At 71.1% G+C, this 18,504-nt stretch carries 19 protein-coding genes; 13 read left to right on the top strand and 6 right to left on the bottom strand.

The features are described from left to right. Positions 1-64: 64 nt before the first annotated feature. The gene (locus tag KME66_RS34485) at positions 65-190 is read right to left on the bottom strand and encodes a hypothetical protein (protein ID WP_301184510.1); all 126 of its coding nucleotides are present in this window, start codon (positions 188-190) and stop codon (positions 65-67) included. A gap of 187 nt (positions 191-377) precedes the next feature. Here KME66_RS34485 and KME66_RS33520 point away from each other — a divergent pair, with 187 nt between their 5' ends. Next, positions 378-638, top strand: a complete 261-nt coding sequence (locus tag KME66_RS33520; RefSeq protein WP_216328944.1) for a hypothetical protein — start codon at positions 378-380, stop codon at positions 636-638. 704 nt (positions 639-1,342) lie between these two features. Continuing rightward, positions 1,343-1,480: a hypothetical protein gene (locus KME66_RS33515; protein ID WP_216328942.1), complete on the top strand. Its 138-nt coding sequence runs from the start codon at positions 1,343-1,345 to the stop codon at positions 1,478-1,480. Between the two features lie 285 nt (positions 1,481-1,765). Here the strand turns inward: KME66_RS33515 and KME66_RS33510 are convergent, their stop codons facing one another. Beyond that, the gene (locus tag KME66_RS33510; protein ID WP_253208547.1) at positions 1,766-2,380 is read right to left on the bottom strand and encodes a DUF4142 domain-containing protein; all 615 of its coding nucleotides are present in this window, start codon (positions 2,378-2,380) and stop codon (positions 1,766-1,768) included. A gap of 1,294 nt (positions 2,381-3,674) precedes the next feature. Here KME66_RS33510 and KME66_RS34320 point away from each other — a divergent pair. From KME66_RS34320 to KME66_RS33485, 6 genes are all read left to right on the top strand, one after another. Further along, complete coding sequence (locus KME66_RS34320) at positions 3,675-4,958, top strand: ALF repeat-containing protein (RefSeq protein ID WP_253208546.1); 1,284 nt, start codon at positions 3,675-3,677, stop codon at positions 4,956-4,958. Positions 4,959-4,986: 28 nt separating this feature from the next. Further along, positions 4,987-6,987, top strand: a complete 2,001-nt coding sequence (locus tag KME66_RS34315; RefSeq protein WP_253208631.1) for an ALF repeat-containing protein — start codon at positions 4,987-4,989, stop codon at positions 6,985-6,987. 50 nt (positions 6,988-7,037) lie between these two features. Next, the gene (locus KME66_RS33500; RefSeq protein WP_216328938.1) at positions 7,038-7,439 is read left to right on the top strand and encodes a hypothetical protein; all 402 of its coding nucleotides are present in this window, start codon (positions 7,038-7,040) and stop codon (positions 7,437-7,439) included. A 64-nt stretch (positions 7,440-7,503) separates the two neighbouring features. Further along, positions 7,504-7,995 (top strand): hypothetical protein, encoded by a 492-nt coding sequence (locus KME66_RS33495; protein ID WP_216328936.1) that lies wholly within the window; start codon positions 7,504-7,506, stop codon positions 7,993-7,995. A 68-nt stretch (positions 7,996-8,063) separates the two neighbouring features. Further along, complete coding sequence (locus tag KME66_RS33490) at positions 8,064-9,986, top strand: trypsin-like serine protease (protein WP_216328934.1); 1,923 nt, start codon at positions 8,064-8,066, stop codon at positions 9,984-9,986. A 708-nt stretch (positions 9,987-10,694) separates the two neighbouring features. After that, positions 10,695-11,240, top strand: a complete 546-nt coding sequence (locus KME66_RS33485; protein ID WP_216328932.1) for an HAD domain-containing protein — start codon at positions 10,695-10,697, stop codon at positions 11,238-11,240. Positions 11,241-11,261: 21 nt separating this feature from the next. Here the strand turns inward: KME66_RS33485 and KME66_RS33480 are convergent, their stop codons facing one another. Both KME66_RS33480 and KME66_RS33475 read right to left on the bottom strand, forming a co-directional pair. Beyond that, a complete protein-coding gene (locus KME66_RS33480) occupies positions 11,262-11,861 on the bottom strand; it encodes a DUF998 domain-containing protein (RefSeq protein ID WP_216328930.1) in 600 nt (199 codons plus the stop codon). Between the two features lie 185 nt (positions 11,862-12,046). After that, positions 12,047-12,775 (bottom strand): TetR/AcrR family transcriptional regulator, encoded by a 729-nt coding sequence (locus KME66_RS33475; protein ID WP_073223888.1) that lies wholly within the window; start codon positions 12,773-12,775, stop codon positions 12,047-12,049. Between the two features lie 160 nt (positions 12,776-12,935). Here KME66_RS33475 and KME66_RS33470 point away from each other — a divergent pair, with 160 nt between their 5' ends. The 3 genes from KME66_RS33470 (at position 12,936) to KME66_RS33460 (ending at position 15,849) form a co-directional block, all read left to right on the top strand. Continuing rightward, the gene (locus tag KME66_RS33470; RefSeq protein ID WP_216328928.1) at positions 12,936-14,144 is read left to right on the top strand and encodes a saccharopine dehydrogenase C-terminal domain-containing protein; all 1,209 of its coding nucleotides are present in this window, start codon (positions 12,936-12,938) and stop codon (positions 14,142-14,144) included. A gap of 144 nt (positions 14,145-14,288) precedes the next feature. Next, entirely contained in the window at positions 14,289-14,696 is a 408-nt protein-coding gene (locus KME66_RS33465) for a YciI family protein (protein ID WP_073223890.1), read from the top strand. 7 nt (positions 14,697-14,703) lie between these two features. Further along, positions 14,704-15,849, top strand: coding sequence for a DUF6596 domain-containing protein (locus KME66_RS33460; RefSeq protein ID WP_216328926.1), 1,146 nt, complete (start codon positions 14,704-14,706; stop codon positions 15,847-15,849). A 130-nt stretch (positions 15,850-15,979) separates the two neighbouring features. On the opposite strand, the gene KME66_RS33455 is transcribed toward KME66_RS33460, so the two are convergent. Continuing rightward, positions 15,980-16,591, bottom strand: coding sequence for a helix-turn-helix domain-containing protein (locus KME66_RS33455; RefSeq protein WP_216328922.1), 612 nt, complete (start codon positions 16,589-16,591; stop codon positions 15,980-15,982). A gap of 158 nt (positions 16,592-16,749) precedes the next feature. Between KME66_RS33455 and thpR the strand changes: the two genes are divergently transcribed. After that, on the top strand, positions 16,750-17,397 hold the full coding sequence (gene thpR / locus KME66_RS33450) for an RNA 2',3'-cyclic phosphodiesterase (protein WP_216328920.1): 648 nt from the start codon (positions 16,750-16,752) through the stop codon (positions 17,395-17,397). Between the two features lie 91 nt (positions 17,398-17,488). On the opposite strand, the gene KME66_RS33445 is transcribed toward thpR, so the two are convergent. Then, complete coding sequence (locus KME66_RS33445; protein WP_216328919.1) at positions 17,489-17,977, bottom strand: MarR family winged helix-turn-helix transcriptional regulator; 489 nt, start codon at positions 17,975-17,977, stop codon at positions 17,489-17,491. Between the two features lie 113 nt (positions 17,978-18,090). Here KME66_RS33445 and KME66_RS33440 point away from each other — a divergent pair, with 113 nt between their 5' ends. Further along, positions 18,091-18,501, top strand: coding sequence for an Ohr family peroxiredoxin (locus KME66_RS33440; RefSeq protein WP_073223895.1), 411 nt, complete (start codon positions 18,091-18,093; stop codon positions 18,499-18,501). Positions 18,502-18,504 lie beyond the last annotated feature (3 nt).

The raw sequence follows: 18,504 nt of genomic DNA, 5'->3' as shown, positions 1-18,504 counted from the left end.
TGGGCGTATTGCGTGGTCGCGGGCTCCTGACCTGCGGTGGTGAGAAAGACTCACCGCGCCCGGGTCAGTTGGTGTCGAGGACCTGGAGCTCCCCGATCCGTGCCGTCCAGCCGGTGGCGCGGGTCTCGGTGAACTCGCCCTCATCGCCGAGGGCGGGGGCGGGGCAGGGACGGTCCAGGCGATCGACCACATCGCGGTCGCGGCACCCCGGTAGTGGCCGTCCGGCTTGTCGGATGCGGCCCGTTGGCAACGGTGTCCGCAGTCCGGTGACATGTTCTTGCCCTGGTCCGGGGTGTAGGGGGTGCCGGGGCCGTACCAGGTGACCGTGGTGCCGTCGCTCATCGCCCACACGGTCTGCGGGCATCTTCGCGGACGCGGTGACGCTGCCCGCCGCCGCGGACACGGACACCGGGCCGAACGTGGAGGGGGACGGGTCCGCCCACATCCACATCGGCATGCCGACCACGCACTTCCCCGCTGCCCGAGGACTCGCCACGTCCGGGCCGGTGAGCTTCATGGAGGCGGCGGCGCGGCGTGCCACGGCTTCCGGGTCGGTGACCGGGGCGGCGGCCGGGGCCTGGCCGTCCGGGAGCCATACGGTCCGCGCGCCCTGCGCGTTCGGGCAGTTGACGCCGTAGACAGCACCCTTCTCCGTCCGGTCGTGGCCTTTCCAGAGCATGTTGTCCGGCGGGGGCTGCGGGTCGAGGCGGGGTACGTGCACGACGGCTTCGAGCCGCCGCCGGAAGCGCCGGCGGGCGTGGTAGCCGTACCGCCGCCACCCATGCCGGGCGCGCCGTCGCCGTCTTCGGCGCAGACCTTGGCGAACATCGTGGCGCCCTTGCAGATCCCGCCGCCGCGGCCGTTGTCGGCGTGCGCGGCCGCGGCGAGGACGCCGGCCAGGACCACCCCGGCTACTCCGGCTGTCGTGCGGTTCAGCACGTCGCACCTCGCCGCCCTGAGGGTCGATGTCGGTCACCATCCAGCGGCCGTCCCAGCGTTGGGCGGTCGCGGTCATGACGTACCGGAGCGGCTGCTGGGTGGGGAGCGGGATGGCCTTCTTGGCCCGGACGTCGTAGGTCTCACAGGCGGAGAGGACCACGCGGTCCGACAACGTCGCGGTGGGTGTCTGCGCCTCCGAATCGAGGGCGGTCGCCTCCGCCTCGTGCGCCAGCCCGCTACGCACCACGCACCACAGTCCCGGCCTGCTTCATGTTCGCGAGGTCGTTGCGGATCTGTCCGATCGCCTCCGTGGTGGCGTACTTCTCCAGGTCGGCGCCCTTCGCGTAGCCTTGCAGGGCATTCGCCGAAGCCTGCAGGTCAGAAAGTTCCGACCGGCAAGGACTTGGGCGGCCGCTACTTCTGGTCCTCCGACGGGCTGATCGTTCAAGGGCCCGGCATCGACATTATGGCCCAGGTAATCGCCGGTTTGCTCGACTCCGGTGAGTTCGAGCAGGTGCTTCAGCGACTCGATGACGAGTGACCACCGCGGCTGCATTCTGAAGCGACCAGCAAGGTGGCTGGTATGGCCAACACCATCGCCGTCCACCGTCGAGCACGGCAGCCGGCGGCATACACCCGATGGGGCGTCGCCTCGGGCCGTCAGGCGACAAGGCGCACGCGGTCCCGCGCGAGCCAGCCGCTCCCAATCGCTGCGTGATCACAACCCCTCGATCAGGGGCCTTGGCCGTACCCCTCACGGGACGGCCGCTCGCGGCGTCCGTAGGGCACTGCGGGGTGCCGCAGGTGCCTTACGGACGCCGCAGGATCACTGCGGGACAACGGCCGCGGCGATCTCGTCGTAGGTCGCGTCGCTGACCAGGCCCGTGTCGTCCAGGACGTTCTGATGGTCGAGAACGGTGAGGTTGGTCAGGCCGGCGAAGTCACGGACCACCGAGTTCTTGGTGGTGGCGCGGACCTGCGCGATCGTGAGGAACACCTTGCCGTGCGAGGCCCGCAGGATATTGGCGAAGTGCTCATCGAACTCAGATCCCCGGGCATTCTGCAGTTTCCGTACAAGGGCTTGCTGTTCGGGTGTGGCCTCGTCGGGGATGTTGACGTTCAGGGTCCGGGCGGCTTCGCGCACCTTCGCGTCGAGCCTGCTGTGCCCCTCCATCAGGTGAAGCCCGGCCCGCTTGACCGCTTCACTCGACGCATGGGTCTGGGCAAGCCGACCGACCGGCGCCTCCCAGAGATTGGCCTGCCGCACCTTCATCAGCAGCGTCTTGTCCAGCTCACTGATCTCACCACCCGTCGCCACCTCCCCACCAGGGGTGGCAGGCGCCGCAGTGGGGAAGCCGGCGGATATCGGCTCCGAGGCGCTGGCGCTGCCGCGCGTGCCCCACAGGGCCGCAGCGGCGAGAACCATGACGAGCGTCGCCACGACAGCCGTGACGAGACCGCGTGGGTACGGGGATTTAAGGCTTCGCGCATGTGCGTTCATGGCATCTCGTACGGAGACTGGGCGCCCCACGTTCACTCATTCCCCGTACGAATCGGTGCGAGTGTCGGATGGCCCCGTCCTCGACAACGCCGGCACGGCACAGAATCGGGCGGCGAGCCGACGCACACCGCAGCCCCGGGAGAGAGCGAGGCCGGAGTCGAGTGGGCGTTGTTGTCGCCTCTCCGCTCGCGTCGCGTTGGCGGAAGCAGGGGCGCGTAAGCACCCTGGTGAACGGCTGGGCCGCGCAGCAGGCCGCTTATCGCCGAAATAGCTCCTGGGCTGAGGCGTGATGCGGGTAGCCCGAACGATTCCGGGGGATTCACGCCTCTTGCTGAAAATGGTTCGCCCACACCATGGGGCATACCGCAGGCGGCCATCGGCCTCACCACATCCGCCGCACCGCCTTGGCCGTACTCGCCCTCGTTGCCACCCGCACAACCAGCACACCCACCGGCCCCCAGGCCGACGACGCCGCCCCTCAGCGCCCGTTTCGCCTCCCCGGGCGTACCGGGATCCGACGAGCGACGGGCTGCTTTCTCCCCCGTCGGCTTCCGTGGGGAGGCGTTCTCCGGCCCCTGGCGCGAGGCCACTGCATCGCGGCAGGAGACGTGAACCATCGGAGGGATGCCATGGTCCCCGACGAAGGTTCCCGGCCCCCGGGTTCGCGATAGCAGGTGTCGGCCGCGTTGGCAAAAGGGATCCGGCAGCGAAACGACAGCCGTGAGCGGTGCGGTCATATCGGTCGCAACTGCCCCGCTCCATCGCTGAACTGAGTTGTCGCACAGGTCTTTTCGGAGCCGCCCTGCAGGGAGCACTGAAACCGATTCTTTATGGAAAGCACCACAACCATGTGCGCGCGTGACACATGTCACCGCGTATTTCCGGTGGTTGTCGCGTCTCTGCCCGATTTCCGAACTGGACGCACCCTCCGAGGCCCGTCTTTGATGTGGGATCTGACAGTGCGCCGACGGCCGGGAGTATTCCCTGGTCAGGTCCAGCGGAGTAGAGGGGAGCCGTGATGCCACAGCGTTCACGGAGGGTGTTCAGCAGGCGTCAGATGTTGGCCGTTTTCACGGGTGTGGCGGCGGGTTCGGCGCTGTCCTCTGTGAGGGTCTGGAGCAGTCCGGCGTACGCAGCGGCCGGTGCGGGCGTCGGTGCGGTGCCCGAGGGGGCCGGTCTTCCGGACACCGCCCGGGGCAAGGTGGTGTGGGCGTACAGGTCGGGGGGTCGGGCCGTGCGCACGGCCGCGGCGGCGGCGCTGGTGGGCAGTGCGGCCGAGGTGACGGCCTTCCTCGACCAGCGGTTGCCCGCGGCCCGTGCCGAGGACAACAAGTTCACCCTCTTCAAGGCGTTGGGCACGGCGGGCAAGGCGACGCGTGACGGTATCGGCGGGGCACTGTCCGGCGGGGACGCGGCGGTCGAGACCTTCCTGAAGGGTGGCTTCCGCACGGCGATACGTGAGGACCTCAAGGTGGCCGTGACGACGGTCATGGCCCACGGCGGGCGTGGCGTGAAGCGTGAGGCGGCCGCCGCGCTGGAGGCCGACTCGGACTTCGCGTTGCGCGCGTTCCTCAGCGGAGGGCAGTTCACCGCCCACGAGGAGGACGAACGTGTGCAGGTGACATCCATCCTGCTGTCGGCATCGCCGCAGGTGCGTGAGTACGCCGAGCGGGCACTGGACGACGGGTCGCCGCGGGCCATCCGGTGGTTCCTGGAGACGGGGCAGCACATCGCCCGTGCGCGGGACGAGGAATCGGCGACGATCCAGCAGCTGGTGAAGACGGTTGAGGCGGAGGGACGCCGGGCCGGGCGGAAGACCGATGAAGCCGTCGAACTGTCCGCGCAGGCGGTCCAGGCGGCCGAGAAGGCGAAGGCGGCAGCGCTGGAGGCCAAGGCCGAGGCCGAGGCCGCCGAGCAGGACGTCCAGCTCTCGGCCAGGGCGGCGAACAAGGCGGCGCAGGCGGCCAGGGGGGCGGCCGCGGCCGCGTCGACCGCGGTGTCGGCCTCGCGAACGGCGCAGGCCGCTTCGCGGCGTGCGGTGGCTGCGGCGCAGGCGGCCGCCGCGGCTGCCGCGTCGGCGGGCGTGCCGCGGCACGGGCGTATCGTGCCGCGATCGCCGCTTCCAGGACTCGGCGCAGGCGTCGGCGGCCAGGGCGGCGGCGCAGGCCGCCCGGAGCATGGTCAATTTCGTGCGTTCGGTGGCGCTGAAGGCCGAGGTCGCGGCCGTGGCGGCGGTGCAGGCCGACCGCGCGGGCGAGGCCGCCGCCAGCTCGGCGGTCAACGCGGCCGCCGCCGCGCGTGCCTCGGCCTCCGCGGCGGTGGCCGCCGGCGCGGCGCAGTCGGAGTCCGCCGCCGCGCGGCAGGCCGCCGCCGTCGCGGAGGCCGCCGCTGCCAGGGCGACTCAGGCCGCGGCGAGGTCGCGGTCCCTGGCGGGGCAGGCGGCTGCCGCAGCACGTCTGGCGCGGGATGCGGCGAACAGCGCCGCCGACCATGCCGCGAAGGCTGCCGATGCGGCTGAGGAGGCGGCCGACCACGCCGGTGAGGCGGTGGATTACGCCAACCGGTCCACGGCTGCCGCGAAGGCTGCCGTGGAGGCGGCGAACAAGGCAGCTGACGCGGTCGTCAAGGCGCGTGCGGTCGAGCAGGCGGCTCGTGAGGCGGAGACCGCCAGTCTGGCCGAGGAGACCGACGAGGCGATCGAGGCGGCGCGTCTCGCGGCGAGCGAGGAGATCGGTGAGCTGGAACGGGTCAACGGTGAGCGGACGCAGGAAGCCCGCTTGTCCGAAGAGATCCGGGGGTTGATCAGTTCCGCGGAGTCGGCGCTGCAGGACGGGCGGAGCGCCGAGGCGGTGGCGGCCGGGCGTCAGGCGGCGGTCCAGCTCATCGACGTTTCGGGCACCTGGACTCGGGAGGCGGCGGAGTTCGCGCTGGCCGGTTCGGACGAGGACGTCGTCCACTGGATCGAGGCCGACCGCGTCATCGCGCTGCGGCAGGACAACGCCGAGAACGTCGCGGCGATCGCCGCGGTGTCGACGTCGAAGGTGGCCAACGCGGCCGGCGAGGTCCTCAAGACCCAGGACCCCGCCAAGATCAAGGCGTTTCTCGAGGGCGGGGCGGTCGAGGCGGCCAAGGAGGACAACCAGGTCGAGGTGACCACGCTGCTGGCCGACGACGCCACCGGCCCCGCGGTGCGGCGCAAGGCCGAGGCCGCGCTGGACAAGGGAACCGCCGAGGCTCTGCACACCTTCCTGCACGTCGAACGCGCCGCGGCGGTCCGTGAGGACGACCGGGTGTCGGCCACCACCCTTCTGGTGAACGGGGGCCCCTACCTCCAGGCCGCGGCCGAGGTCGCGCTCGAAGGCGACACGCACATGCTGCGCCAGTTCGTCGGGACCACGCAGCACCACTTCGCGCGGCTCGACCACGATCACGCGACGCACATCAGCGCGATACACGCGGCGATCGCACGCGCCGCCAAGACAGCCGCGGACGCGCAGGAGGACGCGGCAAGGGCCTCCGAGGCAGCGGCCCTCGCGCGTGACGCCGCCGCCGAAGCTACCGAGTGGGCCACGCTCGCCGACGGCTACGCCGACGACGCCAGGAAGTCCGCGCAGAAGGCGCGCGACAACGCCGCGGCCGCGGAAGCGTCCGCGGCCGATGCCGCGCGGTCGGCCGAGACGGCCCGCAAGGCGGCCGCCGCGGCCCGCAAGGCGAGCGGAGTGGCCAGGCAGGCGGCCACGCGGGCCGTGAGGTCCGCCGGGATCGCCGCGTCCCATGCCGCGCACGCCCAGGCCTCGGCGACGGCCGCCCGGAAGGCAGCGCTCGAGGCGGGCAAGGACGCCGACGCCGCAGCCCGGGCCGCGCTCGAGGCCAGGGTTCTCGTCATCGAGGCCGCGATACGCGAGGCGGCCCAGAAGGCCCTCGACGACGCGACCGTTCCCATCAAGCCCGGGGAGAACGGCCTCCCGGAGGGCGCCGAGAGCTGTCTGACACCGTTCGGCGCCCCCATCCCGTCCGACAACGACACCAACCCGTGGGAGCTGGGGTGGAGCTGGCTCACCGGAGACGGCCCCAACTCGCAGTGCTTCGGCCCGGACGACGACTTCACCGGCATCTACCGTGATCACCAGAACACGAAGGGGACGATCGAGTACTTCGCCGGCCTTACACGGAGCGGGAACTACGAGCTGGGCCACACCTACCTGTACGACTACTCGCTCAGCGGCTTCGAGGGCGCCGGGAAGTACCTGCAGGACTACGGGACCCTCTCGACGGCCGGACTCACCGGAAATCTGGCCTACACGTTCCTGGGTTCGCACTACGTCCGCATGACTCCCATCCGCGAGAACGCGGATGGCACCGTGGTGTGGCGGTACACCGCGTTCAACGAGTCGGACATCGAGTCCGCGACCCACCCGCCCGTCATCGGATACACGGACTGGTGGAGCGACAGCGTCGGCGCGTTCATCGACGACGTCGTCGGCGACTCCGGTCCGATGTCCCCGAAGACCCAGGTCATCGAGTTCAACGTCACGCTGGGACCGTGATGAGGGGGAGGACGGGCAAACGGTGGCCGCGGCTGCGATGGTCCGCCGCCGTGGCCGCGGTCGCTTGCACCCTCCTCGTGGCAGGGTGCTCGGTTTCGGTCGACCCCGGCGAACTGCCCGGCGCCTACCGCGACGAGGAGACCGGCGGCGAGATCGTGCTCAACTCCGACGGGACGTTCTTCGCGACGGGCATATCGCCGGACGACGCGACGGGCGGCGGCGGCGCCGACGCCCGCGACTTCAGCGGCCGATGGGAATTCGTCGACAGCGGTGCGAACACAGACCGCGTCTTCCTGTCGGTCGAGGACGGCGGGTTCGGCGAGGGCGATCTCATCCAGCTCTACCCGAGTGACTCCCTCGGGCGGCTGACGAATGGCGGGCCGACGGTGGCGTTCCGTCCGGACCCGGACGGTCCGCCGTCCCTGGTTCTCCGCGAGAAGGCCGCACCGTAGACCCGCGCATATCGTTCTTTCTTCTTTCAGATTCTACCGATTGTCGATTTCTAGGAGAACTGTGATGACATCACGCAGCGTACTGGCGCGCGTTCTGGGCACGGCGACCGCTGTAGGTGCCCTGGCATGGGCCGTGACGGCCGGGGTACAGCCCGCCGACGCCGGACCCGTCGCCGCGGAGGCGCCCGGCTATGCCATTGAGGACTTCACCTACCCGAACGCTGACGAGATCCTGGCGGAGCGAGGCTTCCTCCTCAAGCGCGGCGACGGCCACATCGTGCTGGACGACTGCGCGAGCGGGACGAACCTCCTGAGGTTCCTCGCCCGCGACCGGGAGGACGTGTGCTTCAAGGTCACCGGCGATGAGGGCTTCTTGACCCTGGAGCTCGACTCGGTGCACGGGGTGCGGACCGACGACTCCGGCAACACCTACCTCAAGATGACCGCCGAGGGGGACCAGGCCGAGTACGACATCCCCGCGGAGACCTGGGAGGGAGTCGGTGAGTCCGTGGACGGCCGGGAGCACGTCCTGGTCGAGATCCGGACCACAAAGTAGTCCCCGGGCCACCACGCACAGCACCGCCGTACCTGCATCCCGACGAATCCGTCTCAAGGAACCCACACATGCGACACAGCAGACCCACGCGCCTCGCGGCGCTGACCGCGGCCCTGATCGTGAGTCCTCTCACGCTGAGCGTCGCACCCGCGACCGCCGTGACCGGACCGGCATCGGACGCTGCCGACACCACCCATGCCTACACCGCTCAGCTCACCGTGGGCGAGCACGACCGCGGCTGTTCCGGCGTCCTGGTGGCGCCGATGTGGATCGCCACTTCCGCTGTCTGCTTCGGCGACGCCCCGAACGGCGTCTCGGCGGGCAAGCCCGCTCAGGCCACCACCGCCACCATCGGCCGCACCGACCTGACCACCGCCGAAGGCGCCGTCCGCGATGTGGTCGAACTCGTTCCCCGTGCCGACCGTGACCTCGTCCTCGCCCGGCTCGCCGGACCGGTGAACGACATCGCGCCCGTCCGGCTCGCCGAGGCTCCCCCCGCGTCCGGCGACACACTCACCGTGGCGGGCTACGGCCGCACCAAGGACGAGTGGGCGCCGCTGAGGCTGCACACCGGCGCCTTCACCGTCGACGCCGCCCCGGTCGGCGTCGACCTGAACATCTCGGGCAAGGACGGCGCGGCCGTCTGCGCGGGCGACGCCGGCGGGCCCGCGCTGCGCACGGTCAACGGCACACCGGAGCTCGTCGCCGTCAACAGCCGCTCCTGGCAGGGCGGATGCTTCGGCGTCGACGCGACCCGCACCGACGCTGTCAACACCCGGACCGACGACATCGCCGACTGGATCCGCGACACGGTCAACAGGCCGAGCACCACCGACTTCAACGGCGACGGCGCGGACGACGTCGGCATGCTCTACGACTACGGGACCGCCGAGGACGGCCGTAGGCGCACCGGCTTGTGGCGGTTCACCAGCACCGGCGACGATTTCGCCGCGCCGGCGAAGAACTGGGACAGCCTCAGCGACCTCGGCAGCAGCTGGACCTGGGACAGCAGCAAGCCCGTACACGGCGACTTCAACGGCGACGGCAAGGACGACATCGCCGTCCTCTACAACAACGGCAAGCAGGCCGACGGCCGCTACCGGACAGGTCTGTGGACCTTCACCAGCACCGGCGACGACTTCACCAACCCCGTCCGCACCTGGGACAGCACCGCCGACTTCGGCAGCTGGAACTGGGACAGCAGCAAGCCCGTCGCCGGAGACTTCAACGGCGACGGCAAGGACGACATCGCCGTCCTCTACAACAACGGCAGGCAAGCCGACGGCCGCTACAAGACGGCCCTGTGGACCTTCACCAGCACCGGCGACGGTTTCGCCGCGCCGGCGAAGAACTGGGACAGCCTCAGCGACCTCGGCAGCAGCTGGACCTGGGACAGCAGCAAGCCCGTACACGGCGACTTCAACGGCGACGGCAAGGACGACATCGCCGTCCTCTACAACAACGGCAAGCAGGCCGACGGCCGCTACCGGACAGGTCTGTGGACCTTCACCAGCACCGGCGACGACTTCACCAACCCCGTCCGCACCTGGGACAGCACCGCCGACTTCGGCAGCTGGAACTGGGACAGCAGCAAGCCCGTCGCCGGAGACTTCAACGGCGACGGCAAGGGCGACATCAGCGTCCTGTACGACAACGGCAGGCAAGCCGACGGCCGCTACCGGACAGGTCTGTGGACCTTCACCAGCACCGGCGACGACTTCACCAACCCCGTCCGCACCTGGGACAGCACCGCCGACTTCGGCAGCTGGAACTGGGACAGCAGCAAGCCCGTCGCCGGAGACTTCAACGGCGACGGCAAGGGCGACATCAGCGTCCTGTACGACAACGGCAAGCAGGCCGACGGCCGCTACAAGACGGCCCTGTGGACCTTCACCAGCGCGGGCAACGGCCTCGGCACGCCGGTGAAGAAGTGGGACAGCTTCACCGACTCCGGCAGCAGCTGGACCTGGAGCAGGATCAACGCCGTCTAGACCAGGGCGGATTCAGCCGGCCCGAAGGTCCACACCTCCTCAGGGGGCGTGGATCTTCGGGCCTTCCTGTGGGCCACGCCGACAGCCACGCTGTGGGCCGCCGCCTCCGACGCACGTCCCGTGTGATCGCTCTCCGTGATGTCGCAGCCTGGCCGCGCTTGGCCGGCCGTCGGCCGGGGCGCCGACTCGGCCGGGATGCGTTCCGTCGGCGCATCCTCGTGGGCCTCGCAGGACGCTGGAAGCCCGACGCGCATTCCGTCGGGCGGCGCCCCGGCCGCAGGACGAACTCCCGCCCCAGGAACCGGGCGTCACCCTGCGCGTCTCCGGCGGCGGCTTCGTCGACGATTTCGGTCAGGAGGGCGCAGCTGTCAGCTTCGACGTGGAGACTGGCAGGGCGGGGACGTACGACGTGGGCCTGCGCTACTCCAACGGTCCGAACCCGGCACCCGGCACGAAGGCGGTGAGCAGCCACGTCGACGGGGAGAAGGTGCGCCGGACCGAGCTGCTCCCCACCACCGACCGGGAGACGTGGTCCACGGCGTCACCGTCCTCGACGACGTCGCCGTCGACGGACCCACCGGGGGGTAGCGCAGCCGAGGGGACGGCCGCAGGGCGATCAGGCTTCAGGACCACGGCAGCAGGATCCGCTACCGGAACGTGTGGGTCGAGCCCCTCACCTCAACCTTCCCGTATCGCTAGGGTGCCCGCGTGACCCTTGCAGACCAGCGGCCGCTGCTGTTCCTCGATGTCGACGGACCGCTCATCCCCTTCGGTGCTTCCCGCCCGTACCCGACCTACGAGACGGGCCCCGATGCCCCGGGCACCCGGGAGAACCCGCTTCTGGCCAGGATCAATCCCCAGCACGGGTGCCGGCTCACGGCTCTGCCCTGCGAGCTGGTCTGGGCGACCACATGGATGGAGGACGCGAACACCTGGGTAGCTCCCCGGATCGGCCTGCCGTCGTTGCCGGTCCTCGGCCTGCCGTCGTCCCCCGAGGCAGAGGGCGCCGTCGGTGACGAGGAGGAAGAGGATGTGCGAATCGGGCTGCACTGGAAGACCCGCACCCTCGTCGCCCGGGCCGCCGGCCGGCCCTTCGTCTGGGTCGATGACGAGATCACCGGCACCGACCGGTCCTGGGTCGCCGTCCACCACTCGGGCCCCGCCCTGCTCCACCGGGTGGAGCCGCGGCAGGGGCTCAGGGACGTCGACTACGCGGTCATCAGCGCGTGGCTGCGGCGCCGGGCGGCCCCGTAGATCCGGCTGCCCGCCCGGGATTCACCCCGGGGGCCCGGGGGCGATGCCTCGGCGGCAGGAGAGGACCACCAGAAAGGGCCACAACGCCTGAAGAAACGTCACGACGCGCTCGGCGACGCCAGGGGCCCGTGCGCTCTGGAGCTCCGCCAGGAACCACAGGGCACTCGCGAACATGAGCGCGCTCGCGGCGAGCGACACATCCAGGCGCAGCCCCCACGGCACCGGTCTCCCGCCCCGGGTGGCGGCCAACGGTGGCCACACCGCCAGCAGCACGACGCCCACCGTGGCCACCGCCCCGTGCTCCAGCGCCCCGCCGCTGCTCGGGGCGGGCACCAGCGTCAGGGCCAGCGCCGCCAGGCCGCCGCCGGCCAGGGCCACCCGGCCGGGGAGCGCGGCCTGCCGGAGCGCGTGCGCCGTCGCCACGTAACACGTCCCCAGCACCAGCAGCATTCCTGTCATCAGCCAGTAGCTGGTGGCGCCGTAGGAGGCGAGCACGCTCAGCGTCTCCGTCGCGGGATCGTACGCCGGTCCCTGGCGCAGCTGGGCAATCATCCAGGAGCCGACGAGCAGAACGGGAGCGCACCCGGAGGAGACCAAGGCCCACCAAGGAGCAGATCGCATTGAGTCAATATAAATCGTGGTATCCGGTCTTGTGCCGGCCTCTGTGTGCTTCGGCCCTGTGTGCTCCGGCCGGCGGATCAGCTCCGCGGTGATCAAGGTAGGGGCGCGGCTCGGGGCTGGAGGGCTTCCGCGTCACGGCGGACGCCTTCGGGCGGGCCGCGGTGGAGCCGCTTACGTGCCCGGGTTCAGGTGTTGTCCGGGTCGCTGCCGCGCCGCGCACGCCCGACGCTCGCCTCGGCGCTGTCGAGCAGCATCTCCAGGGCCGTGGGGTACGCGCTGTCGTTCATTCTCGCGACCAGCAGCGGTGCGAGGGCGGCGATGTTCGGGTGGGTCGTCGCCGGCAGTTCGGCGTAGGTGGCGTGCCAGACCTGTTCGTCGGCGGCGCGGGCCGCTTCGGGCAGGGCGAGGCTCGCGGCGTCCAGGGCGGCGAAGGCGAGCGCCTGGTCGACGAAAGCCTGGTAGATCCGTACGACGTCCGGGCCGGGCAGTCCGGTCGATCGCAGGATGCCCAGGACCGTCTCGTCACCGGCGATCTCGTTGGTCCGACCGCTGACCCGGCTGGCGGTCAGCACCGCGGCTTCCGGGTGGGCCAGGTAGGCGGTGTGGATGCGCAGGCCGATCTCGCGCAGGTCCGTGCGCCACTGTCCGGTGGCCCGCCAGCCGCGCATCGCGCGTCCGATCAGTTCGTCGGCGATGGCCAGGGTCAGGTCGTCGATGCCGCGGAAGTAGCGGTAGAGCGTGCTCGGGTCGGCTCCGAGGGCGAGGCCCAGGCGGCGCACGGTCAGTCCGTCCCTGCCGTGTTCGTGGAGCATCCGCAGGGCGGTCTCGACGATCAGGTGCTGGGTGACGACCACGCCCTGGCGTGTCGGCCGCCTGCGCCGTCGCTCCTCCTCCGGGACCACCTTCTTCGCCATCGGCGCCTCTCCCCTCTCCCGACACCCGCGCGGCGGTGCCTGCCGGGTCCGCCCATCTTATGCCAACGGCGTTGACGTTACTCAAGTGCGCCCCTTTCATGGACGAACCCAAGGGCACCGGCCCGTAATGCCGGGCCCCTCGACGAAAGGCACATCCGCCATGCGTGTACTCCTCGTCGGCGCAGGTGGCGTGGGCACGGCGATCACCAGAATCGCCGCCCGCCGCTCCTTCTTCGACCACATGGTCGTCACCGACTACGACCTCTCCCGGGCCCAGGCGGCGGTGGCCGCGCTCGGCGACGACGGGGCGAGGTTCACCGCGCTGCGCGTCGATGCCTCGGACCGGGCGGCGGTCGCCGCCCTGATCGCCGAGCAGCGGTGCGACATCCTCGTGAACGCCACCGACCCGCGCTTCGTGATGCCGTTGTTCGACGCGGCGCTGGACGCCGGGGCCGACTATCTGGACATGGCCATGTCCCTGTCCTCCCCTCACCCGGAACGCCCGTACGAGGAGTGCGGGGTCAAGCTCGGCGACGGGCAGTTCGAGCGTGCCGCGGCGTGGGAGGAGTCGGGACGGCTCGCGCTCGTCGGGGTGGGCGTCGAGCCGGGGCTCTCCGATGTCTTCGCCCGTTACGCGGCGGACGAGTTGTTCGACGAGATCGAGGAGATCGGCGTCCGGGACGGTGCGAACCTCACCGTCGAGGGCTATGACTTCGCCCCGTCGTTCTCGATCTGGACGACCATCGAGGAGTGCCTCAACCCACCGGTCATCTGGGAGAAGGACCGGGGCTGGTTCACCACGGCGCCGTTCAGCGAACCGGAGGTCTTCGACTTCCCCGAGGGCATCGGTCCGGTGGAGTGCGTCAACGTCGAGCACGAGGAGGTCCTGCTGATCCCGCGCTGGGTGGAGTCCCGTCGCGTCACGTTCAAGTACGGGCTGGGAGAGGAGTTCATCGAGACCCTCAAGACCCTGCACCGGCTGGGCCTCGACCGCACGGACAAGGTGAGCGTGCCCGGTGGCGCCGTGTCGCCCCGTGACGTGGTCGCGGCGTGCCTGCCCGACCCGGCCTCCCTGGGCGAACTGATGCGGGGAAAGACCTGTGCCGGTACGTGGGTGAAGGGCACGAAGGACGGCGCGCCCCGCGAGGTGTACCTCTACCACGTGGTCGACAATGAGTGGTCGATGCGCGAGTACGGCTCCCAGGCCGTGGTCTGGCAGACGGCGGTCAACCCGGTGATCGCCCTGGAGCTGGTGGCGGGCGGTGTCTGGAGCGGCAGAGGTGTGCTCGGCGCGGAGGCGCTGGACCCCCGGCCGTTCCTCGATCTGCTCGTCGCGTACGGGTCGCCGTGGGGCCTGCGTGAACAGTGAGATCGCGGTCCCGTGCGTACCCTGCCCCGGCCCCGTGGGGAGAAGCCGGAAAGTTCCGGGCGACGATGTCGAGAACCCGGATCCGGCTCCGTCCCCGTAGTGACAGCGGCCGGAAGGGGCCGCCCAGTACCGAGGAGAGACATCATGGCCAAGTATCTGCTGCTCAAGCACTACCGCGGCGCCCCGGCAGCGGTCAACGACGTGCCGATGGACCGGTGGACGCCCGAGGAGATCTCGGCGCACATGCAGTACATGCAGGACTTCGCGGACCGGTTGGAGAAGTCCGGGGAGTACGTCGACGGTCAGGCGCTCGCCCCCGAGGGCTCGTGGGTCCGGTACGACGGTGAGGGCCGCCCGCCGGTGACCGACGGGCCGTTCGCCGAGACGAAGGATCTCATCGCCGGCTGGATGATCATCGACGTGGACAGCCACGACCGGGCCGTCGAGCTGGCCGGGGAGCTGTCCGCCGCTCCCGGGGCGGGCGGGAAGCCGATCCACGAGTGGCTGGAGGTGCGCCCGTTCCTGACCGCGCCGCCCACCGTCACGGAGTGACGTCCCGATGGACGAGCTCCTGCTGCGAAGTCTCACCCCGAGCGTGCTCGCCGTCCTCGTCCGCCGCGGAGCCGACTTCGCGGCGGCCGAGGACGCCGTGCAGGACGCTCTGGTGGAGGCGGTCCGCGTATGGCCGGGCGACGCGCCGCGGGACCCCAAGGGCTGGCTGGTCACCGTGGCCTGGCGGCGGTTCCTCGACGCGACCCGGGCGGACGTCTCCCGGCGCCGCCGCGAGGACCGCCTCGATGAGGAACCCGTGCCGGGTCCCGCGCCGACGGTGGACGACACGCTCCAGCTCTACTTCCTGTGCGCCCACCCCTCGCTGACGCCGTCGTCGGCGGTCGCGCTCACGCTGCGCGCCGTCGGCGGGCTCACGACCCGCCAGATCGCCCGGGCGTACCTGGTGCCCGAGGCGACCATGGCGCAGCGGATCAGCCGGGCGAAGCGCACCGTCTCCGGTGTGCGGTTCGACCGGCCCGGCGATGTCTCCACCGTGCTGCGCGTGCTGTATCTGGTGTTCAACGAGGGCTATTCCGGGGATCTCGACCTCGCCGCGGAGGCGATCCGGCTCACCCGGCAGCTCGCGGCCGCGATCGACCACCCGGAGGTGGCGGGGCTGCTCGCCCTCATGCTGCTCCACCATGCCCGGCGCGCCTCCCGGACCGCGCCCGACGGAAGCCTGGTGCCGCTCGCGGAGCAGGACCGGGGGCGGTGGGACACCGGAATGATCGCCGAGGGTGTGGAGATTCTGCAGGCGGCCCTCGCCCGGGACCGGCTGGGCGAATACCAGGCGCAGGCAGCCGTCGCGGCGCTCCACGCGGACGCGCCGACCGCCGAGGAGACCGACTGGGTGCAGATCGTGGAGTGGTACGACGAGTTGGCGGGCCTGACGGACAGCCCGGTCGTCCGGCTCAACCGGGCGGTGGCTGTCGGCGAGGCCGACGGTCCACGCGCCGGGCTGGCCGAACTCGCCACGCTGAGCGACTCGTTGCCCCGCCATACGGCGGTCGCGGCGTATCTGCACGAACGGGACGGCGACCTGCCGACGGCCGCGCGGCTGTACGCGGAGGCTGCCCACAAGGCGCCGACGCTCGCCGAGCGCGACCATCTGACGCGCCAGGCCGCGCGGCTCAACGCCCGCCGCCGGACATGACGTTCCGGCACTTCCCGCACCCCGGCGGCCGACCGGGCGATGGCGAACGCGGCCCGCCGGGCGTCGTGTTCGACCCGGGTTCACGTATGCCCCCTCCTGGCGTGGCTCGCGCCTGGCGCGCCGGTACTCGTCACGTCGGACGCCGGCCGGGTGGGGACAGGCGGTTCACCTCCTCCCCGTCTTCCGCGCGCTGGTGGCCGCGGCGGGCGTCCCGGTCGAAGATGCCCAGCAGCTCGCACGGACCGCCCTCGGCGCCGATCGCGTGCGGAAGCATCGTGGGGAACTCCGCCGCCTGGTTCGTCTCGATCCGCAGACGCCGGTTGCCCAGGAGCAGGATCGCGGTGCCGGACAGGACGACGAGCCATTCCCGCCCCGGATGCGCGCGCAGGTGGGAGGGGTGGTCGGGCGGTGGCTCGGTCATGCGCTGGCGGATGACCGTCATGCCGGGCTCCGCCTTGATGGGCCACCGCATCTGGCCGCGCGCTCCGTCGATCATCGGATGGGAGACGATGTCATCGGAGGCGGTCTCGACGAGCCGGTCGAGCGAGGTGTCCAGGGCGCGGGCGAGCGTGACGAGCTGGTCCAGGGCCAGTCGGCGCCGGCCGTTCTCGATGCGGCTGAGCGTGGACTGGCTGACCTTCGCCCGGGCGGCCAGCTCCTCCAGGGACCAGCCCTGGGCCACCCGCAGGGCGCGGATCCGTTTGCGTACCAGGCTGTCCAGCTCACCGTCTTCTTGCGTCATGGGCATGAGCCTATGCCTTTGGCGCAAATGCGCACGGTGAGGGGGCCCGTACCGTACGGAGCTGCCGGCGCGGCGGCGGGTCCCGGCCGGCGCTCGCCGGAGCCCCTCGCCCGCCCCGCGTCGCGGTGGAGGGGTGGCCGGCACGTACGGTACGGCAGGTGAACGAACCGCTCGAAGCCGTGACCGGCCACCCCGCGGACGAAGCCGTCCGGGCCCTGACGACCCGCGTCTTCCTGGCGCTCGCCCCGCCCGACGACGCGAAGGAAGAGCTGGAGCTGGTACTCCGTCCGGCCTATGACGCCTACCCGCGCATGCGGTGGAACCGCATCGAGGCCTGGCACATCACACTGGCGTTCCTCGGGGAACTCCCCGTCACGGCCGTCCCGCCCCTGATGCCTCCGCTCGCCGGGCTCGCGGCCCGGCGACGCCCGTTGCGGCTGGCGCTGCGCGGCGGCGGGCACTTCGACGAGCGGGTGTTGTGGACCGGCGTGACGGGGGACCTCGAAGGGCTGCACCGCCTCGCCGTCGACGTACGCACCCTCGTCAGGGAGTGCGGAGTCTCCTTCCCCGAGCGGCCGCTCCGTCCGCATCTGACGCTGGCCCGGTCCTGCCGGGGCGACCACGCGGACACGGTGGAGGCCGCGTCGTCACTCGCGGCGTTCACCGGCCGGGACTGGGAGGCCGGGCGCCTCCATCTGGTCGGCAGCAACGTGGGCCGCGGCCCGGGGCCGATCCGCTACCGCGACATCGAGGCGTGGAACTTCCGCGCCGGGGGCGGCGGTACCGCCGAGGCGTCCGGCAGCTGAGCGCACGATCGGCAGTCGCACGTCGGGGCGGCCCCGCGTGCGGGACCGGGCCATGACCGACGGTCCGGCGTATCAGCCGCCCGCTTTCCGTTCACTCACCCTCGACCGCCTCCCCCAGCGCCCCTGTGACCCGGCGCAGGAGTTCCTGCAGCCCGAGGACCTCCTCCAGCGACAGCCCCGTGGCGGCGAGCACCCCGCGCGGGACGGACAGGGCGCGCTCGCGCAGCGCCGCGCCCTCGTCGGTCAGGTCGATCACGACGGAGCGCTCGTCCTCACGGCTGCGCTCGCGCCAGACCATCCCCGCGCTCTCCAGTCGCTTCAGCAGGGGCGACAGGGTCCCCGAGTCCAGATGGAGCCGCTCCCCGATGACCTTGACCGACTGCGGCCCCCGCTCCCAGAGAACCAGCATGACCAAGTACTGCGGGTAGGTGAGACCGAGGTCCTTCAGAGCCCGCCGGTAGTAGCCGCCGAAGGCCCGCGAGGCGGCGTGGAGCGAGAAGCACACCTGGTGATCCAGCCGCAGCAGCTCCGTATCGGGGACGGCGGTCAGATCGGACGAGGCGCTCGGAGCAGGGGTCATGGCACCAGCGTACCGCCGCTCACCGCATTTGGTTGTGCACAACTTAATCGTGTGCAATGGTTGGGTTCGCAGCCGCGGCCAGCCGGGCCGGGGCTCCAGAGGAGGGTCATTTCATGGACGCGTTGTACACCGCCGCCGCCACCGCCAACGGCCGCGAGGGCCGCGCCGTCAGCTCGGACGGCCGGCTCGACCTGCCGCTGGCCATGCCCCCGGCCCTCGGCGGCAACGGCGAGGGCACCAACCCCGAGCAGCTGTTCGCCGCCGGATACGCGGCCTGCTTCGCCAGCGCGATGGCAGCGGTCGGCCGTGAGATGAAGGTCGACACCAAGGACGCCTCCGTGACCGCCGAAGTGTCCATCGGCAAGGACGGCGACGGCTTCGGGCTCGCGGTCGTCATGCGCGTGGAGCTCCCCGACTCCCTCGCGGGCGAGACGGGACAGAAGCTGGTCGAGGCCACCCACGCCTACTGCCCGTACTCCAAGGCCACCCGGGGCAACATCGACGTCCAGCTGATCGTCGAGTAGCCG

This window comes from Streptomyces sp. YPW6 (assembly GCF_018866325.1).
Classification (GTDB): Bacteria; Actinomycetota; Actinomycetes; order Streptomycetales; family Streptomycetaceae; genus Streptomyces.
Note: the sequence above shows the minus strand (reverse complement) of the source record. Positions and strands in the feature narration are given on the sequence as shown.